The sequence below is a fragment of the Yersinia hibernica genome (assembly GCF_004124235.1).
GTDB classification, from domain to species: domain Bacteria; phylum Pseudomonadota; class Gammaproteobacteria; order Enterobacterales; family Enterobacteriaceae; genus Yersinia; species Yersinia hibernica.
Map to the genome: position 1 here is coordinate 3255089 of NZ_CP032487.1, position 17616 is coordinate 3272704.

Here is a 17616-nt window from a genome sequence, read left to right on the forward strand (position 1 = left end):
GAGTGGCTACTAGCAAATATCTCACTCATCGGAGTTCACCCTGGTAGTGCGAATTCACCGGCCAACAACCCCAATACCCAATCATCACACCACTGCCCAGCAAGCTGGTAGTTATCACGCAAAGTCCCCTCCAGCTGAAAACCACAGCGCTCCAGCATTTGCCGTGAAGCCTGATTTCCCACAGTGACAGTGGCTTTCATTTTATGAAATTGACATTGCTGAAAACCAAACGCCAAAACTGCCAACAGCGATTCTTTAGCAAAGCCCTTGCCCTGATAACACGGCAAGATGGCATAACCGACTTCGGCTTGCTGTAGCGGCAGCCATTCGGCCAGAAAACCAGTGAGCCCTATGGCCTGCCCGCTTTGTTTTTCGCGCACCACCAAGCATAACCAGTGGTTGGCAGTTTTCTCCCACGGCATTAAACGTGATTCAAAACGCGCCCTAATTTCCGTCATTTCCATCGGATCCGAGATATAACGCTGAACCACGGGGTCTTGATATAGCTGTAAGAATAGCGGCCAATCCTGTTCATTTAGACTATCTAGCATCAGCCGTGGTGTTCTCAATGAAATTGACGGACGACCAAACATGGGGATCACAGGCACTATTTTTCCCTTAATTTGAAGAGGTTGAGCAGCAAAAGGCGAGAGAAAATTAAAGAGGAAATTTCATCAAAACCTCATCCCTTTATTCTTCTCCATTTTAGCTAAATAATATTCACCTCAAGATAACAAAAAATCAACAAATGGTCAGCAAAGTGCAAACCATTACGACCGGACGGGCCAAGTCGCGAGAGCAACTAACGCCCACGCAACTTGAAATGTGATGGATATATTGGAGAATCAATATGATGGCTTCCTTACAAATAGACGATATTCCCGCGGCAATCAAAGCGGTGAAGCAACAATTACGTCAAGCACTCCCTCATTATCAACAGGCCTTCCAAGCCGTGGAAGAGAATATCCGCCAGCAAGTCACTGAAATCCGCCGTAGCTTGGCTCAAGGCGAAAATCCGATTCCGCGCATTTATGCTGATGATATTATCAATGGCAAAGTATCCGAAGAACAAAAAGCACAAATAAAACAACGAGGTTGCTGCGCTATCCTTGGTGTATTCCCGACGGCGAAAGCCGCAGCCTGGAATCGTGATATCGGTGATTATCTGGATCGCAATAATTTTGTCGAACGACTGAAGAATGCCGCCGAAGACAACTATTTCGGCACCCTGGCCGCCAGCAAACCGCAAATTTATGGCATCTACTGGTCCGCCCCACAAGTTGAAGCTCGCCAAGATGCGCGCATGAATGCGGTGCAGATATTCTTAAATAATCTGTGGCAAACCGAGAGCCACGGCAAGCAACACTTTGATGCTAATCGGGTGGTCACCTATGCTGACCGCACACGGCGTCGCCCGCCGAAATCTTCATCTTTAGGCTTGTCACCACATGTGGACGGCGGCTCCATTGAACGCTGGCTGGATGAGAATTTCCGCCATGTTTATCGCCATGTATTTTCCGGTGAATGGCAGAAATACGACCCCTTTGCGGCAGAGGGTCGCCCGGAAGTGCGGGAATTCCCATCCCCCGCTGTGTGCTCAATGTTCCGAACTTTCCAAGGTTGGACAGCGCTGACACCACAACGTACCCATGCCGGGACGTTGAATGTGATCCCGATTGCCAATGCAATGGCCTACATCCTGCTGCGTGCTTTGCAGGATGATGTGGCTGACGATGACTTATGTGGTGCCGCGCCGGGGCGTGCATTATCGGCTAGTGAACAGTGGCATCCTCTTTTAATGGAAGCCATTTCCCCAATTCCAGATTTGGAAGCTGGCGACACGGTATTTTGGCACTGTGATGTGATTCATTCAGTGGAGAATGAGCATAATGGCGAGTTTGACAGCAATGTTATGTATATCGCCGCGGCCCCGTGGTGTGAAAAAAATGCCGCTTATTTACCGCGTCAATTAGCCAGCTTTATTGATGGCCGCTCCCCACCAGACTTTGCCGCTGATGATTTCGAAGTCGATTTCACCGGTAGAGCCACTGCCGATAACTTGACGGCCATCGGCAAACAGCAGCTGGGCATGACCGAGTAAGCTGACTCAACCGAGTAGCCCGCCGGGGATTATTTCCTCGGCCGGCTCTGAGTTGTTTAGCTCAACAGCACGGATAAAGTAGCAGTCACTCCCCATTTTCCTTATAGTTAGCCGCCCATTCGCCTCAAGATTTGATAGATTCGAACTGACAATCCCAAATTGTTGCCAAGAGAAAATAGCGTGCACCAAATATTTGAAATGCTACTGGCGGTGTTTGATCGTGCCGCACTAATGTTAATTTGCTTGTTCTTTCTGACCCGCACCCATCTATTTCGCCAGTTACTGCAAAAAGAAAAACACACGCCGCTAGAATTAGCCGCCGTGACCGCAATTTTCTCGCTATTTGCTATTTTTGGCACTTATTCCGGCATCAATGTCGAAGGTTCGCTGGTTAATGTGCGAGTGATTGCCGTCATGTCCGGTGGCATTCTATTTGGCCCATGGGTGGGGATTATTACCGGACTTATCGCGGGTTCTCATCGCTACTTAATTGATATTGATGGCATTACTTCGGTTCCCTGCTTAATTACCAGTATTATTGCAGGTTTAATGTCGGGTTATATCAACCTGCACATTAAAAAAGAGCGGCAGTGGAGCATCGGCATTTTAGCTGGCATGATTTGTGAATCTCTGACGATGCTTTTGGTGGTTATTTGGGCCAAACCGACCGCTCTGGGTATCGATATTGTGTCTAAAATCGCGATTCCGATGATTTTAGGCGCAGTGTGTATCGGATTGATCGTGCTGCTGGTACAAAGTGTTGAGGATGAAAAAGAGGTTATTGCCGCCCGACAAGCAAAACTGGCATTGGATATCGCCAATAAAACCTTACCTTATTTTCGTCATATCAACGGCGAATCATTACGCAGCGTATGTGAAATTATTCGTCATGATATCAAGGCTGATGCCGTCGCCATCACCGATACTCAGCATATTTTAGCTTATGTCGGTGTCGGCGTGGAGACCTATAATATTGGTCATGAAATAATCAGCGATATTACTAAGGAAAGTATTCAACGCGGTAAAATTACTATCCGTAATAATGATGAAGTCCACCGCACCCCGCAGATTCATTCCCTTATCATTATCCCTTTATGGGAAAAAGGCGAAGTCACTGGCTCGCTTAAAATCTATTATTGCCATGCGCATAAAATCACCTATTCACTCAAAGTGATGGCGGTGGGTTTATCACAAATTATTTCGACCCAAATTGAGGTTTCCCGTATTGAACAACTGCGTGAAATGGCCAATAAAGCGGAAATGCGCGCGCTGCAAAGTAAAATTAACCCACACTTTTTATTTAATGCGTTAAATGCAATTTCCTCATCAATTCGTATTAATCCAGATACCGCACGGCAATTAATCATCAACTTATCTCGCTATCTGCGCTATAACCTTGAACTGAATGATGAACAAATTGATATTCGCAAAGAACTGCATCAAATTCAGGATTATATTGCCATTGAGCAAGCACGGTTCGGCAGCAAATTGACCGTTATTTATGATATTGATGATGATATTGCTCTAAAAATCCCCAGTTTGCTGATTCAACCACTGGTGGAGAATGCCATCGTGCATGGTATTCAACCTTGTCGCGGCAAAGGGGTGGTGGTGATTGCTGTTAAAGACTGCGGCAGCCAAATAAAAATTTCAGTGAAAGACACCGGTAATGGGATTAACCAGGAAACCATTGAGCGCGTGGCAAATAACGAAATGCCAGGTAACAAAATTGGTTTACTCAATGTCCATCATCGGGTGAAGTTACTCTATGGGGAAGGTTTACAGATACGTCGAATGGAGCCAGGCACCGAAATTTCTTTTTATATCAGTAAAAATGGTAGCAAGATCCATTTAGAGCCGAGTATTCAGCCGGAGCTTAACCCGTGAAAGCAATTATTGTCGAAGATGAGTTTCTGGCTCAGGAAGAATTAAGCTACCTTATTCGCCAGCACAGCAATATCACTATTGAAGCAACCTTTGAAGATGGGCTGGATGTGCTTAAATATCTGCAAAACCATCAAGTTGATGCTATTTTTCTCGATATTAACATTCCATCGCTAGATGGTGTTTTGCTGGCGCAAAATATCAGCAAATTTACCCATAAACCTTATATTATCTTTATTACCGCTTATAAAGAACATGCGGTAGAAGCCTTTGAAATTGAAGCTTTTGACTATATTTTGAAACCTTACCACGAGTCACGTATTGTCACTATGTTGCAAAAGTTGGAAGCGCTGCATAAACGTGATCGGCAAAATACAGAGCAAACCAGCAGCCCCAGCCATCGGGCGGCCGCGCATACCATCAATCTGATGAAAGATGAACGTATCATCGTCACGGATATCAATGATATTTATTATGCAGCGGCGCAGGAGAAGGTCACACTGGTTTATACTCGACGTGCAGAATTCATTATGCCGATGAATATCACTGAGTTTTGTAGCCGCCTGCCTACCGAGTACTTTTTCCGCTGCCACCGCTCTTATTGTGTGAATTTAGCCAAAATTCGCGAAATTGTGCCGTGGTTTAACAACACCTATATCCTCCGACTCAGTGATTTGGACTTTGAAGTCCCGGTGAGCCGCAGCAAGATAAAAGAATTCCGGCAATTGATGCGCCTTTAAATGCATTTCATTCCCTGCCGAGTGCAGCTCATTCCACTTTCGATCTATAGCGATTAGCCCGCCCGTATACTGATTTCATTCGGCGGGCTGATAACACCTCCAGACCAGATCTTCGGTGCTCCATCAGCGCGTAATTTTTAGGCTCCGACACTATTGCTCACGGTATCCCCTCAGCAATAGCCACATTCGGGCCATATGCATTGCTGTTTAAGGAGTCCGGCATGAGCAGTAAACCGGTAAATCGTTGGCTAATTGTTATTGGCACCATCATTGTTCAGATGGGTTTAGGCACTATCTATACTTGGAGCTTATTTAATCAGCCGCTAGGGGAGAAATTCAGTTGGTCATTGGGGGCGGTTGCCACCACATTTTCTATCACCAGTTTCTCGCTGGCTATTGCCACTTTATTTGCTGGCCGTCTGCAAGAGCGCATTGGTATCCGTAAACTGACACTGATTTCCGGCATCATTCTCGGCTTGGGCTTAATAGCCAGCTCCTTCGCCACCTCACTTGGGATGATTTACCTGCTGGCGGGTATTGTGGTGGGTTTTGCCGATGGCACGGCCTACATCACGACGTTGTCGAATCTGATTAAGTGGTTCCCAGAGCGCAAGGGGTTGATTTCTGGTATTTCTGTCGGAGCATTTGGCACCGGTAGCCTGTTGTTCAAATATGTGAATGCCAGTTTGATTGCCAACCAAGGTGTATCGCTGGCTTTTTTCTATTGGGGCATTATCGTGATGGTCTTGGTCGGGGCCGGTTCTTTCTTATTGCGGGAGAAAATCGCCACGCCACCCACTACCAACCTGCAATCTCCCCGGATGGGCCGTGATTTCAGTGTCAAAGAGATGCTGGCAGTCAAAGAGTCTTATTTCCTGTTTATTATCTTCTTCACCGCCTGTATGAGTGGCTTATATCTGATTGGTATTGTGAAAGATTTGGGGGTGCAACTGGCAGGAATGGATTTGGCTACCGCCGCCAATACGGTGTCGGCCATCGCCATTTTCAACACCGCGGGCCGCATTATTCTGGGAGCGCTATCAGATAAAGTTGGCCGCCTACGGGTTATCAGCTTCACCTTGCTGGTGACCACCTTAGCCGTATCAGTGCTGAGCTTTGCCCCACTGACTCACGCCCTGTTCTTCTTGTGTGTTGGCGCGATTGCCTTCTGCTTTGGCGGTAACATCACCGTGTTCCCGGCCATTGTTGGCGACTTCTTCGGCCTGAAAAACCACAGCAAAAACTATGGCGTTATTTATCAAGGGTTTGGTCTAGGTGCGCTGGCGGGGTCATTTATTGCGGCACAGCTGGGCGGATATCACGCGACTTTTATTGTTATTGCCGCGCTGTCGGTGCTCTCCCTACTATTGACCCTGATTATCAAACCACCCAAAGGGGCTACAGCTGAAGTGGCGGAGAGCTCAACCGCTCCAACCGGAATCACCGCCAACAGCCATGCATAACAGTTAATGTTGTCTAGTCATAAAAAAAGCAGAGCCTCGGCCCTGCTTTTTTGTTTTACCTGCTTCAAGGATGAAGAGTATGCCCTAACTTCTGACGTAAATATGCCCCCGCCCCCAGCAAACCGGGCTGCTGATGAGTAATCATGTAGACTGGGATATCCTGTAAGAAATCTTTGAAGCGGCCTTTATCTTCAAAAGCACCGCGAAAACCGGATGCTTTAAAGAATTCCATAAAGCGAGGCACAATACCGCCGGCGATATACACGCCGCCAAAAGTGCTGAGATTCAAAGCCAGGTTGCCGCCAAAGCGCCCCATAATCACACAAAACAGGGCCAATGCGCGGCGACAATCGGTGCAACTGTTAGCTAAAGCCCGCTCAGTTACATCTTTCGGGGCCAGGTTCTCAGGCAGTCGCCCATCAGAAATCACAATAGCCCGGTATAAATTGACCAGCCCAGGGCCTGAAAGCACGCGTTCAGCAGATACATGGCCCAGTTCCTGGCGCAATACGGCCAAAATCCGGTCTTCTTCTTCACTATTGGGGGCAAAATCCACATGCCCCCCCTCACCCGGCAAGCTTATCCAGCGGCTATCCACATGAACTAAATGTGCCACGCCCAAGCCTGTGCCCGCACCATAGACCGCAACCGGTTTACCTGGCTGTGGCGCTGTGCCGCCAAATTGCAGGACATCCTGCGCGGATAACATCGGGATCGCCATTGATACTGCCGTGAAATCATTAATGATTTCTAAGTGCTTCAACCCCAAATTTTGCTGCATTGCGGCAATAGAAAATGCCCATGTATGATTAGTCATGGCGACCCAATCACCTGTAATCGGGCAAGCAATCGCAATACAGGCGTGCTCGACAGTCACTTTATGCTCGGATAAATATTGCTTAATGACAGCTTCCAGACTGTCGTAATCCAATCCTGAATATGTTTTTGCTTGTGATATTTCGCCCGTCGCCACAGCGCAAAGCGCCAGACGGGCATTAGTGCCGCCAACGTCACCCACCAGGGCATAGCTTGTCATCAGAAACTTCTCCGTTACTGGTATTCTTAATTTCAACTATGCTCACTGTAAAATCAGGTTGCGGAAACAACAATCTCAATACTGGAAACCGTTTCGCTTTGGGATAAAGATCACATAAAAACGTTTCAGCAGCGGAATATTGCCGCTGCTGCGGGATAAAACTGCGGGGTAATAAGCCCAAAAATCAATTTGAGCCACGGCCTTTATTGGCCGCGGGGGTCAATATCGCGGACTGGCGTGGGCGGATAATTCGCGCCCGTAAACTGTCATAGGCCCAGTTATAAAACATGGTGTAAGGCAGGAAGAATAAGAAGAAACCAATCTCCAGCATAAATGCCTGTAACAGTGATATTCCCAAGGCAAAAGCCGCAATCGGCAAACCAATCAGGATAAATCCGCCCTCAAAACCCAGTGCATGCAATGCGCGCACTCGTAACGTTTTGGCCACCCGGCTCACCGGCCAGAAGTAGTCAAATAGGCTGTTGTAAATAATATTCCACAGCATCGCCACTGAAGAGAGAAGCACGGCCAATGTTCCCATTTGCAATATGGAGCGATCAAGCAGCCATGCCCCGGCTGGCGCGCAAATGGCGACCGCAATCACTTCAAAACCAATAGCATGGATAACGCGCTCAAATACAGATTTGCGATGAACTTGCATAAAACACCCACTTAATTAATCAATAACAGATTGTCGGGGGTGATTATCATCGCTTTTTAAGATAGATTAAAAATAGAACCCATCGATAAAATAGATAGTTTATGCATTACTCTCCCGAAGCCCTGATAGCATTTGTCGAAGCCGCGGCACTTGGCTCTTTCTCCGCGGCAGCCCGTAAGCTGCGCAAAAGCCAGTCGACCATCAGCACCGCAATTGCCAATCTGGAGGCAGATTTAGGGCTGACATTGTTTGACCGCCAAGCTCGCCAGCCGGTGTTAACTGACCATGGGCGTCGGGTGCTCTCTCATGTGCAGGAAATTCTGGCCGCCAGTGAACGGTTGGATAATCTATCAATCCGTTTGGCAGGCCAAGTTGAAACCCGACTGACTTTTGTTTTGTCTGATACCTATCAGCCCACCCATCATGAAAATCTGCTGCGCCGCTTTGAACAGCGCTATCCTGATATCGAATTTGAGTGTTTGATTGCCGAGGATGACGATGTCATTGATTTGCTGCAACTCAGGCGAGCTCATATTGGCGTAGTGGAAGTTCAGCATCATTATCCACCGGATATTGCTGCCACCCGATTATCTGCTCAAACTGAGATGGCAATATTTGTCAGAGCGGATCATCCACTGGCACAATGGCCGCAGGTTCACCCGGAGCAATTAGCCACCACCCGACAACTTCGTCTCAATACCTATAACCGCACCGAACGCAATCAGTCACAAGGGCTAATGTGGTCAGCTCCCAGCTATTTGATGTTGCTGGAAATGGCGGAGCAAGGCTTCGGTTGGGCTATTTTGCCGCGTTGGTTGGTTGAACAATATAGCCGTAACAAGCTGGTGTCGATTGCGGCCGTGGGTTGGCCAAAAATGATCTCAATTGATGCCGTTTGGTCGAAAAAAAGCCCACCCGGGCCGGCGGGCTATTGGCTGTTAGATCAGTTGACCGGTAATATCAATAGCCCCGAGTGAGGTCAGGTTGCCGTATTGCGGGCCTGAAGAGATTTGGCCACATTAACCAATAATTCAGGGGCATCCATTGGTGGCAAAACTACCTCGATAAATGCCAACTGTTGGCAATGGCCGATTTCTATCAATACCTGTTGCAGCTCATCTACCTGCGTAACACGACGTGTAAAGGTTTGTTTACCCAAAGCCAATGCCTGGGGTAGGTGCGTCCAATCCCACTGAGCAATATCGTTATAGTGCTGATGTGGCCCATGAATAGCCCGCTCCACCGTATATCCTTGGTTATTAAGCAGAAAAATAATAGGGGCTAATCCGTCACGCAACATTGACCCCAACTCTTGGATAGTCAATTGCGCTGCGCCGTCACCGATAAGCAAGATCACTCGGCGCTGAGGTTGTCCTACCTTCGCGCCATAAGCCGCCGGTAAACTAAACCCAATTGATCCCCATAATGATTGCGAAATAAATGTGCATCCGGTGGGTAAATGCAAACTTGCAGCGCCAAAACATGAAGTCCCCTGATCGGTAATCACAATATCGCCGGGCAGGAAAAACGGCTGGATATGATGCCAAAATGCTTGTTGGCTAAGCAAGTGATGTTGCGCAACCTGCTGTATCGGATGAGGATTAACTGGCTGCTGCCATTCATTTTGTAAAGTCTTACATAACTGATGTAATGCCGCCACCGCCACGGTCATCGGGATTTGGTTGAAAACTTTGCGCCCGATACGCACCTGCTCCGGCTGAACATCAATACAATTATCTTGATTAATATGCTGGCTAAATCCGCTAGTAATGGTATCGACAAACCACACCCCGACCATCACTAAAACATCAGCACCTTCAATATATTCTTTGACTTTGCTATCACTGGCCGCACCGGCATAGGTCCCAAGAAACAGCGGGTGAGATTCATCCAACAGCCCTTTACCCATCAGCAAGGTTGAATGTGGCAGATTCACGTCTGTCAGCCAATTATTCAGCGACTGTCGGGCACCAAATCGGTCGGCCAAGAAATCGGCTAATAGCGCCACGCGGCGTGCTGACTGCAATTTTTCACGGGCGGCATCAATAAATGCCTGCAAAGAGGATGGGGATAAAATAGGTTGAGAAAGCGCCAAAGCGCCCAAGTGCATGGTCACATCGGCCTGTGCAACATTGCTGGGAAGTTGGAGATAAACCGGGCGTCGCTGGGATAATGCAGCCACTAACACGCGGTCGATTTCTGCCACAGCATTTTCAGCCGTCAAACTGGTTTGTGCGCAGCTAATCTCTTTCGCCATATGAGCAAAATGGCCAAAATCGCCGTCACCTAATGAGTGGTGGAGCAACAGACCAGCCTGTTGTGAAGGTAAGGCCGGGGTACCGACAATATGAATGACTGGAAGATATTCAGCATAACTGCCAGCAATACCATTGATAGCACTTAACTCCCCGACCCCCACTGTGGTAAGCAATGCAGCCGCAGGCATGACTCGGGCATAACCATCCGCAGCATAGGCGGCATTAAGCTCATTAGCACATCCCATCCATTGGATAATCGGGTGGCTAATAACATGGTCTAGAAAGTGAAGATTAAAATCACCAGGAACACCAAAGAGATGCCGGATACCCACTTGTGCCAGTCGATCCAGTAAATAGTCTGCGACCTTATAGTGACTCACCATGACCACACCACCTTAATGATTATTATTGTCAAACAAGTATTATGCAAAACATAAATAAATCTAATGTTTTATAATTATTAATTAGCTTGCGTGGTGTAACTATTTTCTGACATCTCATTTCCGTTAATACTGGATATAAGCTCTGTGATCGCGCTAGCTTATGCCATCAGTGGAAACGTATACATTAAAGTGCGGTTTACTTTTATTAATAAGGAGCATCATGGTCTATCAGGCAGCGTCCTCCCGCTATCAGGAGATGGAATATCACCGTTGTGGCCGTAGCGGATTAATGCTGCCGGCCATTTCTCTTGGTCTGTGGCACAATTTTGGCGATAACACACTATATGAAAATAGCCGTAATTTGATTCATCGCGCTTTTGACCATGGTATTACCCATTTTGATTTAGCCAATAACTACGGCCCACCGCCCGGTTCAGCCGAGCTGAACTTCGGCCGGATCCTGCATCAAGATCTGCGCCCTTATCGTGACGAACTGATTATTTCATCCAAAGCGGGTTACACCATGTGGCCCGGCCCTTATGGTGATTGGGGTTCAAAGAAGTATCTGATTGCCAGTATCAATCAAAGCCTACAACGTATGGGTTTGGATTATGTTGATATCTTTTACCACCATCGCCCTGACCCTAATACCCCGTTGACAGAAACCATGGCGGCACTGGATTTGCTGGTGCGTCAGGGCAAAGCGCTGTATATCGGCCTGTCTAACTACCCCGCAGCACAAATGCGCCAAGCCTGTGACATTCTCGCGCAACTCGGCACCCCTTGCCTCATTCATCAACCCAAATACTCCATGTTTGAGCGCGGGATTGAAGCCGATTTGCAGGATACATTGGATGAATATGGCGTCGGGTCTATTGCTTTCTCGCCCTTGGCTGGCGGTTTATTAACTGACCGCTATTTAGCCGGTATCCCATTGGACTCACGGGCAGCCAGCGACAGTAAGTTCCTTAATCCTGAGCAACTTTCAGTAGAAAAGTTGGCTAAAGTTCGCCAATTGAATGAACTGGCACTGGATCGTGGGCAGAAATTGTCACAGATGTCTTTAGCTTGGGTGTTACGCGGGGGCCGGGTAACGTCAGCACTGATTGGTGCCAGTAAAACCAGTCAAATTGATGATGCCGTCGGCATGTTGGCCAATAGCGAATTCAGTGATACAGAAATAAAAACCATTGAAGACATATTAGTGTAAACGTTCTCTTTTCGTCCTCAACAGGGGTGCCAGGCCCCTGTTACCGCCTTTCATTCACTCAGCCCACAGATAAATCCTAAATAGATATTTTACAGTTTTATCCGAATCTCAGCGGGCGGCTTACTATTTAAGATAACGCCATAGCCCATAAGGTCAGGCAAGGATAAATAATGTTTACAATGCTAAAGCTAAGTGTCGTGAGGCCGAGAAGAATAAGGCCGCTGCTGCTCATAACCCTATTAGCTTGGTTCCCGCTGATTCCGATGGCCAATGCCGAGAGTATTGAGTTGCTACCCAGTATTTCTTTACACATTGGCGAGCAAGATAACAGCGGTAATTATTGGGATGGTTATGACTGGCGTGACCGCCAATGGTGGCATGACCATCAAGGGCGAGATTTAGGCGAGCGTAATCGTCATGGTCATTATTGGGATGGATACCGTTGGCAAGATAGAGATTGGTGGAAAAAAAACTATTACTATCGCGAAGGGCGCTATTGGAAATATGACAAGCATTATGATAAGCATGGTAAAAAACACCATCGCGGCAAAGGCCACGGTCATCATCATGACAACTAAATGAAATACTCCGGTGGGTTTGTATCCACAACCCGCCCGAGTGATAAATTAAAGCAGACTGATGAGCAGATAAGCATTTAATCCAATCACCACCAGTACAATCAGCTGCCCCAAAACCTGAATCAGTTTTGAGTTAGTCATATCGCCCATTAATTCTTTATTGCCAGTAAAGGCCAGCAATGGCACCAGCGCCAAAGCAATACCAAAACTCAGCAAGACTTGGCTCATGACCAATATCCGCGTCGCATCCATTCCCATCAAAATTACAATAAATGAGGGCAACATGGTGACGGAACGCCGCAGCCAAATAGGGATGTAAAACCGGACAAAACCCTGCATAACCACTTGACCGGCTAAGGTGCCGACCACCGTGGATGACAACCCGGCGGCCACTAAGCTCAGGCCAAAAATGGTCGCCGCGGCATTACCCAACAGTGGCTGTAAGGTTAAATAAGCTTGCTCAATCTCAGCAATACTGCCGTAGCCGTTGAAATGGAATGCTGCCGCAGCAGTCGCCATCATCGCCAGATTGACGAAACCTGCAATCGTCATGGCAATGGCGACATCCAATTTGGTCGAGGCATAACGATCCGCTTTAGAATTTTCCCCGGCAGTTTGTGTCAATGATGAATGCAAATATATGACGTGCGGCATAATAGTGGCACCCAATACCCCGGCGGCCAAAAATACCGCATCCCGATTAGGTAAGTCGGGGATAAGCATCCCTCTGCCTAATGCCGCTATTTCAGGGCGCGAGAAAACCAGCTCCACAATATAAGCGGCGGCAACAAACAGCAGCAAGCCACCGATAACCAACTCAAGGGGTTTTTGCCCGCGCTTTTGCAACATGAGAATAAGGAAAGTCGCGATACCGGTTAGCACCGCCCCCTCGAGTAGCGTCACTCCCAATAGCAATTTGAACCCAATGGCGGCCCCAATAAACTCGGCCAAGTCAGTTGCCATTGCAATTATTTCGGCTTGCACCCAATAAGCCCATACCGCAGGGCGCGGAAAGCGGTCACGGATATGTTCAGCCAGGTTTTTACCGGTAGCAATACCGAGCTTGGCGGAAAGAAGTTGGATAAGCATGGCCATGATATTGGCCCAAACCACCACCCACAATAGGGTGTAACCGAATGAAGCACCGGCCTGAATATTGGTGGCAAAGTTGCCGGGATCAATGTAGCCAATAGCGGCGATAAAAGCCGGCCCCATCAGGGAGAGTTTAATCCTCCTTGATGTACGGCGGGGCGTATCGACAGCACGACTATCCAACATTCAATATTACCCTTGGAGAATTTACGGCTACTTATTATCATCAATAATATATAAATGATAATAATTATCAAGCGCATTTAGAAAAGCGAAATTTATCACTCTGATAGCTAATACCGCATAATCTGCCAAGGCGTCACCGTCAGTTGCCAGTTTTCGCAAAATTGGATGAAAACTGCATCGCAATTTCCGAGACCGAACACTACAATTATTCAAACTAGCATATTTACACTATCGCTGTAGCATATTATTAACATGCTATTTTTTGTGATCAACCCCACTAATTTGTTTGCATTTATGAAAGTGAATTTCTATATTTGCAACATACATCTCGTTTTTAATGTAGCCGTTACATAAAATGACCACCGAAATCTAGACTGCCTCTAATTTGGAGCACATACATGTCCCATATTTTACAGTTTGCGTTGGCCTTAGTTGTGGTGGCCATATTAGCATTAGCGATCTGTAAGGATCGTAAAAGCATCCGCATTCGGTTTGTTATTCAATTGTTAGTTATTGAGGTGCTGTTAGCGTACTTCTTCCTTCATTCGGAAGTTGGATTAGGTTTTGTGAAAGGATTCGCCGGCTTATTCGACAAATTATTGGGATTCGCCGCTACCGGCACCGATTTTGTCTTCGGCAATATGGGGGATAAAGGTCTCGCGTTCTTCTTCTTAAGAGTGCTGTGCCCTATCGTCTTTATTTCTGCGCTGATTGGTATTCTGCAATACATTAAAGTGCTGCCCGTCGTTATTCGCATCATTGGTACTTTGTTGTCCAAAATCAATGGCATGGGTAAGTTAGAATCATTCAACGCAGTCAGTTCACTGATTCTGGGCCAGTCTGAAAACTTTATCGCCTATAAAGATATTCTGGGCAGAATGTCTGAAAAACGCATGTACACCATGGCGGCAACAGCAATGTCGACAGTCTCCATGTCGATTGTGGGTGCTTACATGTCAATGCTGGACGCAAAATTTGTGGTCGCAGCACTGGTGCTTAACATGTTCAGTACCTTTATCGTGTTGTCGTTAATCAACCCGTATAAAGCAGAAGATGAAGAAGAGTTGCAACTAAGCAATCTGCATGAAGGCCAAAGCTTCTTTGAAATGCTGGGTGAATACATCCTAGCTGGTTTCAAAGTCGCCATTATCGTTGCGGCCATGTTGATTGGTTTCATTGCATTGATTGCAGCAATGAATGCACTGTTCAGCCTGCTGTTCGGCATCAGCTTCCAGGGTATTTTGGGTTATGTCTTCTTCCCATTTGCCTGGGTGATGGGTATTCCTGCTCACGAAGCCTTGCAAGTGGGCGGCATTATGGCAACCAAACTGGTTTCTAACGAATTTGTGGCAATGATGGACTTGCAGAAAGTGGCATCTGAATTGTCACCACGCAGTGTGGGGATTCTGTCTGTATTCCTGGTTTCATTCGCTAACTTCTCTTCTATCGGTATCGTAGCCGGTGCGATTAAAGGCCTGAATGAACACCAAGGTAATGTGGTTTCTCGTTTTGGTCTGAAACTGCTGTACGGCTCTACACTGGTCAGTGTGCTGTCCGCCTCTATTGCGGGCCTGGTACTCTAAGTATCAGAAAAAAAATCCCTAAAGAGGCGCTACGGCGCCTTTTTTTATGCCTGTGATTCACAGTCAAACCATTCACTCCAATGATACCTTATGGGGAGCTAGCAGGCCGGGAGTATAAGTAAGTCAGATTGTGCGCCATGCACACTTTTATCGCGTTGATTTGTATTGGATATTGCTATTTAGATTAATGCTGATGCGTTTCACTCGAACCTGAGCGCAAGCATTGCTCAAAATTGACATGCAACTTTGTCTTGTCCACGAGATATTGGCTCGTATGAACTTCTGAGTTTAGGGGGGAATGGTTAAGATACTTGCTATAATGGTGGGTCGTGCGGGATTCGAACCTGCGACCAATTGATTAAAAGTCAACTGCTCTACCAACTGAGCTAACGACCCATTATATATAACTGAAAGTACAGAAGTGGTGGGCGATACCAGATTCGAACTGATGACCCCCTCCGTGTAAAGGAGATGCTCTACCAACTGAGCTAATCGCCCACTTCTATGACTGTAATGCTGTAAAACAATGAGCGATGAGTGGTGGGCGATACCAGATTCGAACTGATGACCCCCTCCGTGTAAAGGAGATGCTCTACCAACTGAGCTAATCGCCCTCATCTATCTCACTTAATGCTTGTATTTCATTGACTTCACAACGCGTCGAGTTTGGTGGGCGATACCAGATTCGAACTGATGACCCCCTCCGTGTAAAGGAGATGCTCTACCAACTGAGCTAATCGCCCCGCCGTGTTGTTGGAGTCGCATTATAGGGATAGTTCGAAGTGAGTCAACGGTTTTTAAAACGAAAACAATCGTTCGCCGCAAATTTAAACAGGATGCGATATTTATCGCCGCTGTAGGCACTTCTTTAGCCGGATCTATCAGTAATCATCAATTGCATGCCGGTAACATCGTTGAGGAATTACCTCATGGTGGTAGAATGTCGCCTACTTTTTCGAATTTACAGCAACAGCCAGCGTTTGTTAGCTGGCGCAGCGTAATAAGGCATCGCACCCAATGAAAATTAAAACCCGTTTTGCCCCCAGCCCTACTGGCTATCTGCACGTAGGTGGCGCACGTACTGCGCTCTATTCCTGGTTATTCACCCGCCATTTAGGTGGTGAATTTGTTCTGCGCATTGAAGACACTGACCTTGAGCGCTCAACTCAGGAAGCCATCGACGCCATTATGGATGGGATGAACTGGCTAAATCTGGATTGGGACGAAGGCCCGTATTTCCAAACCAAACGATTCGACCGCTACAATGCGGTGATTGACCAAATGCTAGAGAATGGCACGGCATATAAATGTTATTGCTCTAAAGAACGTTTGGATGAATTGCGTGAAACCCAGATGGCGAATGGCGAAAAACCGCGCTACGACGGCCGCTGCCGCGATAGCCAGTGCAGCCATGGTGCTGATGAGCCTTCAGTCGTGCGTTTTCGTAACCCGCAGGAAGGCTCCGTTATTTTCGACGATAAAATCCGTGGGCCAATTGAATTCAGCAACCAAGAGCTGGACGATTTAATTATCCGCCGTACCGATGGTTCGCCAACTTATAACTTCTGTGTGGTTGTTGATGATTGGGATATGGAAATCACCCATGTTATCCGTGGTGAAGACCATATCAACAATACTCCCCGCCAAATCAATATCCTGAAAGCGCTGGGCGCGCCGGTTCCTGAGTATGCCCACGTCTCAATGATTCTCGGTGATGATGGCAAAAAACTGTCCAAACGCCATGGTGCCGTCGGTGTCATGCAATATCGCGATGACGGCTATCTGCCGGAGGCTCTGCTGAACTACTTAGTGCGTTTGGGTTGGTCTCATGGTGATCAGGAGATTTTCTCTGTCGCCGAAATGACCGAGTTATTCACTCTCGATGCCGTCAGCAAATCAGCCAGTGCTTTCAACACTGAAAAACTACAGTGGCTAAATCACCATTATATCAATAGCTTGCCACCAGAGCAGGTTGCAGTGCACCTGTCATGGCAAGTTGAACAACTGGGGATTGATACCCGTAATGGCCCAGAGTTGGCAGAGATTGTTAAACTGCTCGGCGAGCGCTGTAAGACATTGAAAGAAATGGCCGAATCTTGCCGTTACTTCTATGAAGAGTTTGACGAGTTCGACGCTGACGCCGCGAAAAAGCATTTACGCCCTGTGGCGCGCCAACCACTTGAAGCCGTCAGAGCTAAACTGGCCGCTATCACGCAATGGACCACTGAAAACGTCCACAACGCCATTCAGGGCACTGCAGATGAGTTAGGTCTCGGGATGGGCAAAGTCGGCATGCCACTGCGTGTTGCGGTCACTGGTGCCGGCCAATCACCGGGGATGGATGTCACTGTCCATGCCATCGGTCAGGCACGGTCACTGGCGCGTATTGATAAAGCTTTGGCCTTTATTAGCGAACGCGAAGCGCAGCAATAAATCAGCCA

At 47.4% G+C, this 17616-nt stretch carries 14 protein-coding genes and 4 tRNA genes; 9 read left to right on the top strand and 9 right to left on the bottom strand.

Going from position 1 to position 17616, the window contains the following annotated elements:
• Positions 1-35: 35 nt before the first annotated feature.
• Complete coding sequence (locus tag D5F51_RS15355) at positions 36-551, bottom strand: GNAT family N-acetyltransferase (RefSeq protein WP_162301856.1); 516 nt, start codon at positions 549-551, stop codon at positions 36-38.
• 302 nt (positions 552-853) lie between these two features.
• On the opposite strand from D5F51_RS15355, the gene D5F51_RS15360 reads away from it, so the two are divergent.
• The 4 genes from D5F51_RS15360 (at position 854) to D5F51_RS15375 (ending at position 6188) form a co-directional block, all read left to right on the top strand.
• A complete protein-coding gene (locus tag D5F51_RS15360; RefSeq protein WP_129199379.1) occupies positions 854-2101 on the top strand; it encodes a DUF1479 domain-containing protein in 1248 nt (415 codons plus the stop codon).
• 180 nt (positions 2102-2281) lie between these two features.
• Positions 2282-3988: a sensor histidine kinase gene (locus D5F51_RS15365; protein WP_129197695.1), complete on the top strand. Its 1707-nt coding sequence runs from the start codon at positions 2282-2284 to the stop codon at positions 3986-3988.
• Positions 3985-4725: a LytR/AlgR family response regulator transcription factor gene (locus tag D5F51_RS15370; protein WP_087768659.1), complete on the top strand. Its 741-nt coding sequence runs from the start codon at positions 3985-3987 to the stop codon at positions 4723-4725. Before D5F51_RS15365 ends, D5F51_RS15370 begins: the two co-directional genes overlap by 4 nt.
• 221 nt (positions 4726-4946) lie before the next feature.
• Positions 4947-6188 (top strand): L-lactate MFS transporter, encoded by a 1242-nt coding sequence (locus D5F51_RS15375; RefSeq protein WP_129197697.1) that lies wholly within the window; start codon positions 4947-4949, stop codon positions 6186-6188.
• A gap of 64 nt (positions 6189-6252) precedes the next feature.
• Here D5F51_RS15375 and glk read toward each other — a convergent pair whose 3' ends face one another.
• On the bottom strand, positions 6253-7224 hold the full coding sequence (gene glk / locus D5F51_RS15380; RefSeq protein ID WP_087768657.1) for a glucokinase: 972 nt from the start codon (positions 7222-7224) through the stop codon (positions 6253-6255).
• 184 nt (positions 7225-7408) lie between these two features.
• Positions 7409-7885 carry a multidrug/biocide efflux PACE transporter gene (locus D5F51_RS15385; RefSeq protein WP_129197699.1) on the bottom strand — a complete coding sequence of 159 codons (477 nt, stop codon included), beginning with the start codon at positions 7883-7885 and terminating at the stop codon, positions 7409-7411.
• A 101-nt stretch (positions 7886-7986) separates the two neighbouring features.
• Here D5F51_RS15385 and D5F51_RS15390 point away from each other — a divergent pair, with 101 nt between their 5' ends.
• On the top strand, positions 7987-8862 hold the full coding sequence (locus tag D5F51_RS15390; RefSeq protein ID WP_129197700.1) for a LysR family transcriptional regulator: 876 nt from the start codon (positions 7987-7989) through the stop codon (positions 8860-8862).
• A 2-nt stretch (positions 8863-8864) separates the two neighbouring features.
• Here D5F51_RS15390 and D5F51_RS15395 read toward each other — a convergent pair whose 3' ends face one another.
• Entirely contained in the window at positions 8865-10526 is a 1662-nt protein-coding gene (locus D5F51_RS15395; protein ID WP_129197701.1) for an alpha-keto acid decarboxylase family protein, read from the bottom strand.
• Between the two features lie 220 nt (positions 10527-10746).
• On the opposite strand from D5F51_RS15395, the gene D5F51_RS15400 reads away from it, so the two are divergent.
• Positions 10747-11736 (top strand): aldo/keto reductase, encoded by a 990-nt coding sequence (locus D5F51_RS15400; RefSeq protein WP_129197703.1) that lies wholly within the window; start codon positions 10747-10749, stop codon positions 11734-11736.
• Positions 11737-11906: 170 nt separating this feature from the next.
• Positions 11907-12314, top strand: coding sequence for a DUF2502 domain-containing protein (locus tag D5F51_RS15405; protein WP_129197705.1), 408 nt, complete (start codon positions 11907-11909; stop codon positions 12312-12314).
• 48 nt (positions 12315-12362) lie between these two features.
• Here the strand turns inward: D5F51_RS15405 and D5F51_RS15410 are convergent, their stop codons facing one another.
• Positions 12363-13592 carry an Nramp family divalent metal transporter gene (locus D5F51_RS15410; RefSeq protein WP_129197707.1) on the bottom strand — a complete coding sequence of 410 codons (1230 nt, stop codon included), beginning with the start codon at positions 13590-13592 and terminating at the stop codon, positions 12363-12365.
• Between the two features lie 398 nt (positions 13593-13990).
• Here D5F51_RS15410 and D5F51_RS15415 point away from each other — a divergent pair, with 398 nt between their 5' ends.
• On the top strand, positions 13991-15175 hold the full coding sequence (locus tag D5F51_RS15415; RefSeq protein ID WP_025379037.1) for a NupC/NupG family nucleoside CNT transporter: 1185 nt from the start codon (positions 13991-13993) through the stop codon (positions 15173-15175).
• Between the two features lie 320 nt (positions 15176-15495).
• Here the strand turns inward: D5F51_RS15415 and D5F51_RS15420 are convergent.
• The 4 genes from D5F51_RS15420 to D5F51_RS15435 form a co-directional block, all read right to left on the bottom strand.
• Positions 15496-15571, bottom strand: a tRNA-Lys gene (locus tag D5F51_RS15420).
• Positions 15572-15597: 26 nt separating this feature from the next.
• Positions 15598-15673: transfer RNA gene (locus D5F51_RS15425), tRNA-Val, on the bottom strand.
• Positions 15674-15713: 40 nt separating this feature from the next.
• Positions 15714-15789, bottom strand: a tRNA-Val gene (locus tag D5F51_RS15430).
• Between the two features lie 53 nt (positions 15790-15842).
• Positions 15843-15918: transfer RNA gene (locus D5F51_RS15435), tRNA-Val, on the bottom strand.
• 274 nt (positions 15919-16192) lie between these two features.
• On the opposite strand from D5F51_RS15435, the gene gltX reads away from it, so the two are divergent.
• The gene (gltX, locus tag D5F51_RS15440; protein ID WP_129197709.1) at positions 16193-17608 is read left to right on the top strand and encodes a glutamate--tRNA ligase; all 1416 of its coding nucleotides are present in this window, start codon (positions 16193-16195) and stop codon (positions 17606-17608) included.
• Positions 17609-17616 lie beyond the last annotated feature (8 nt).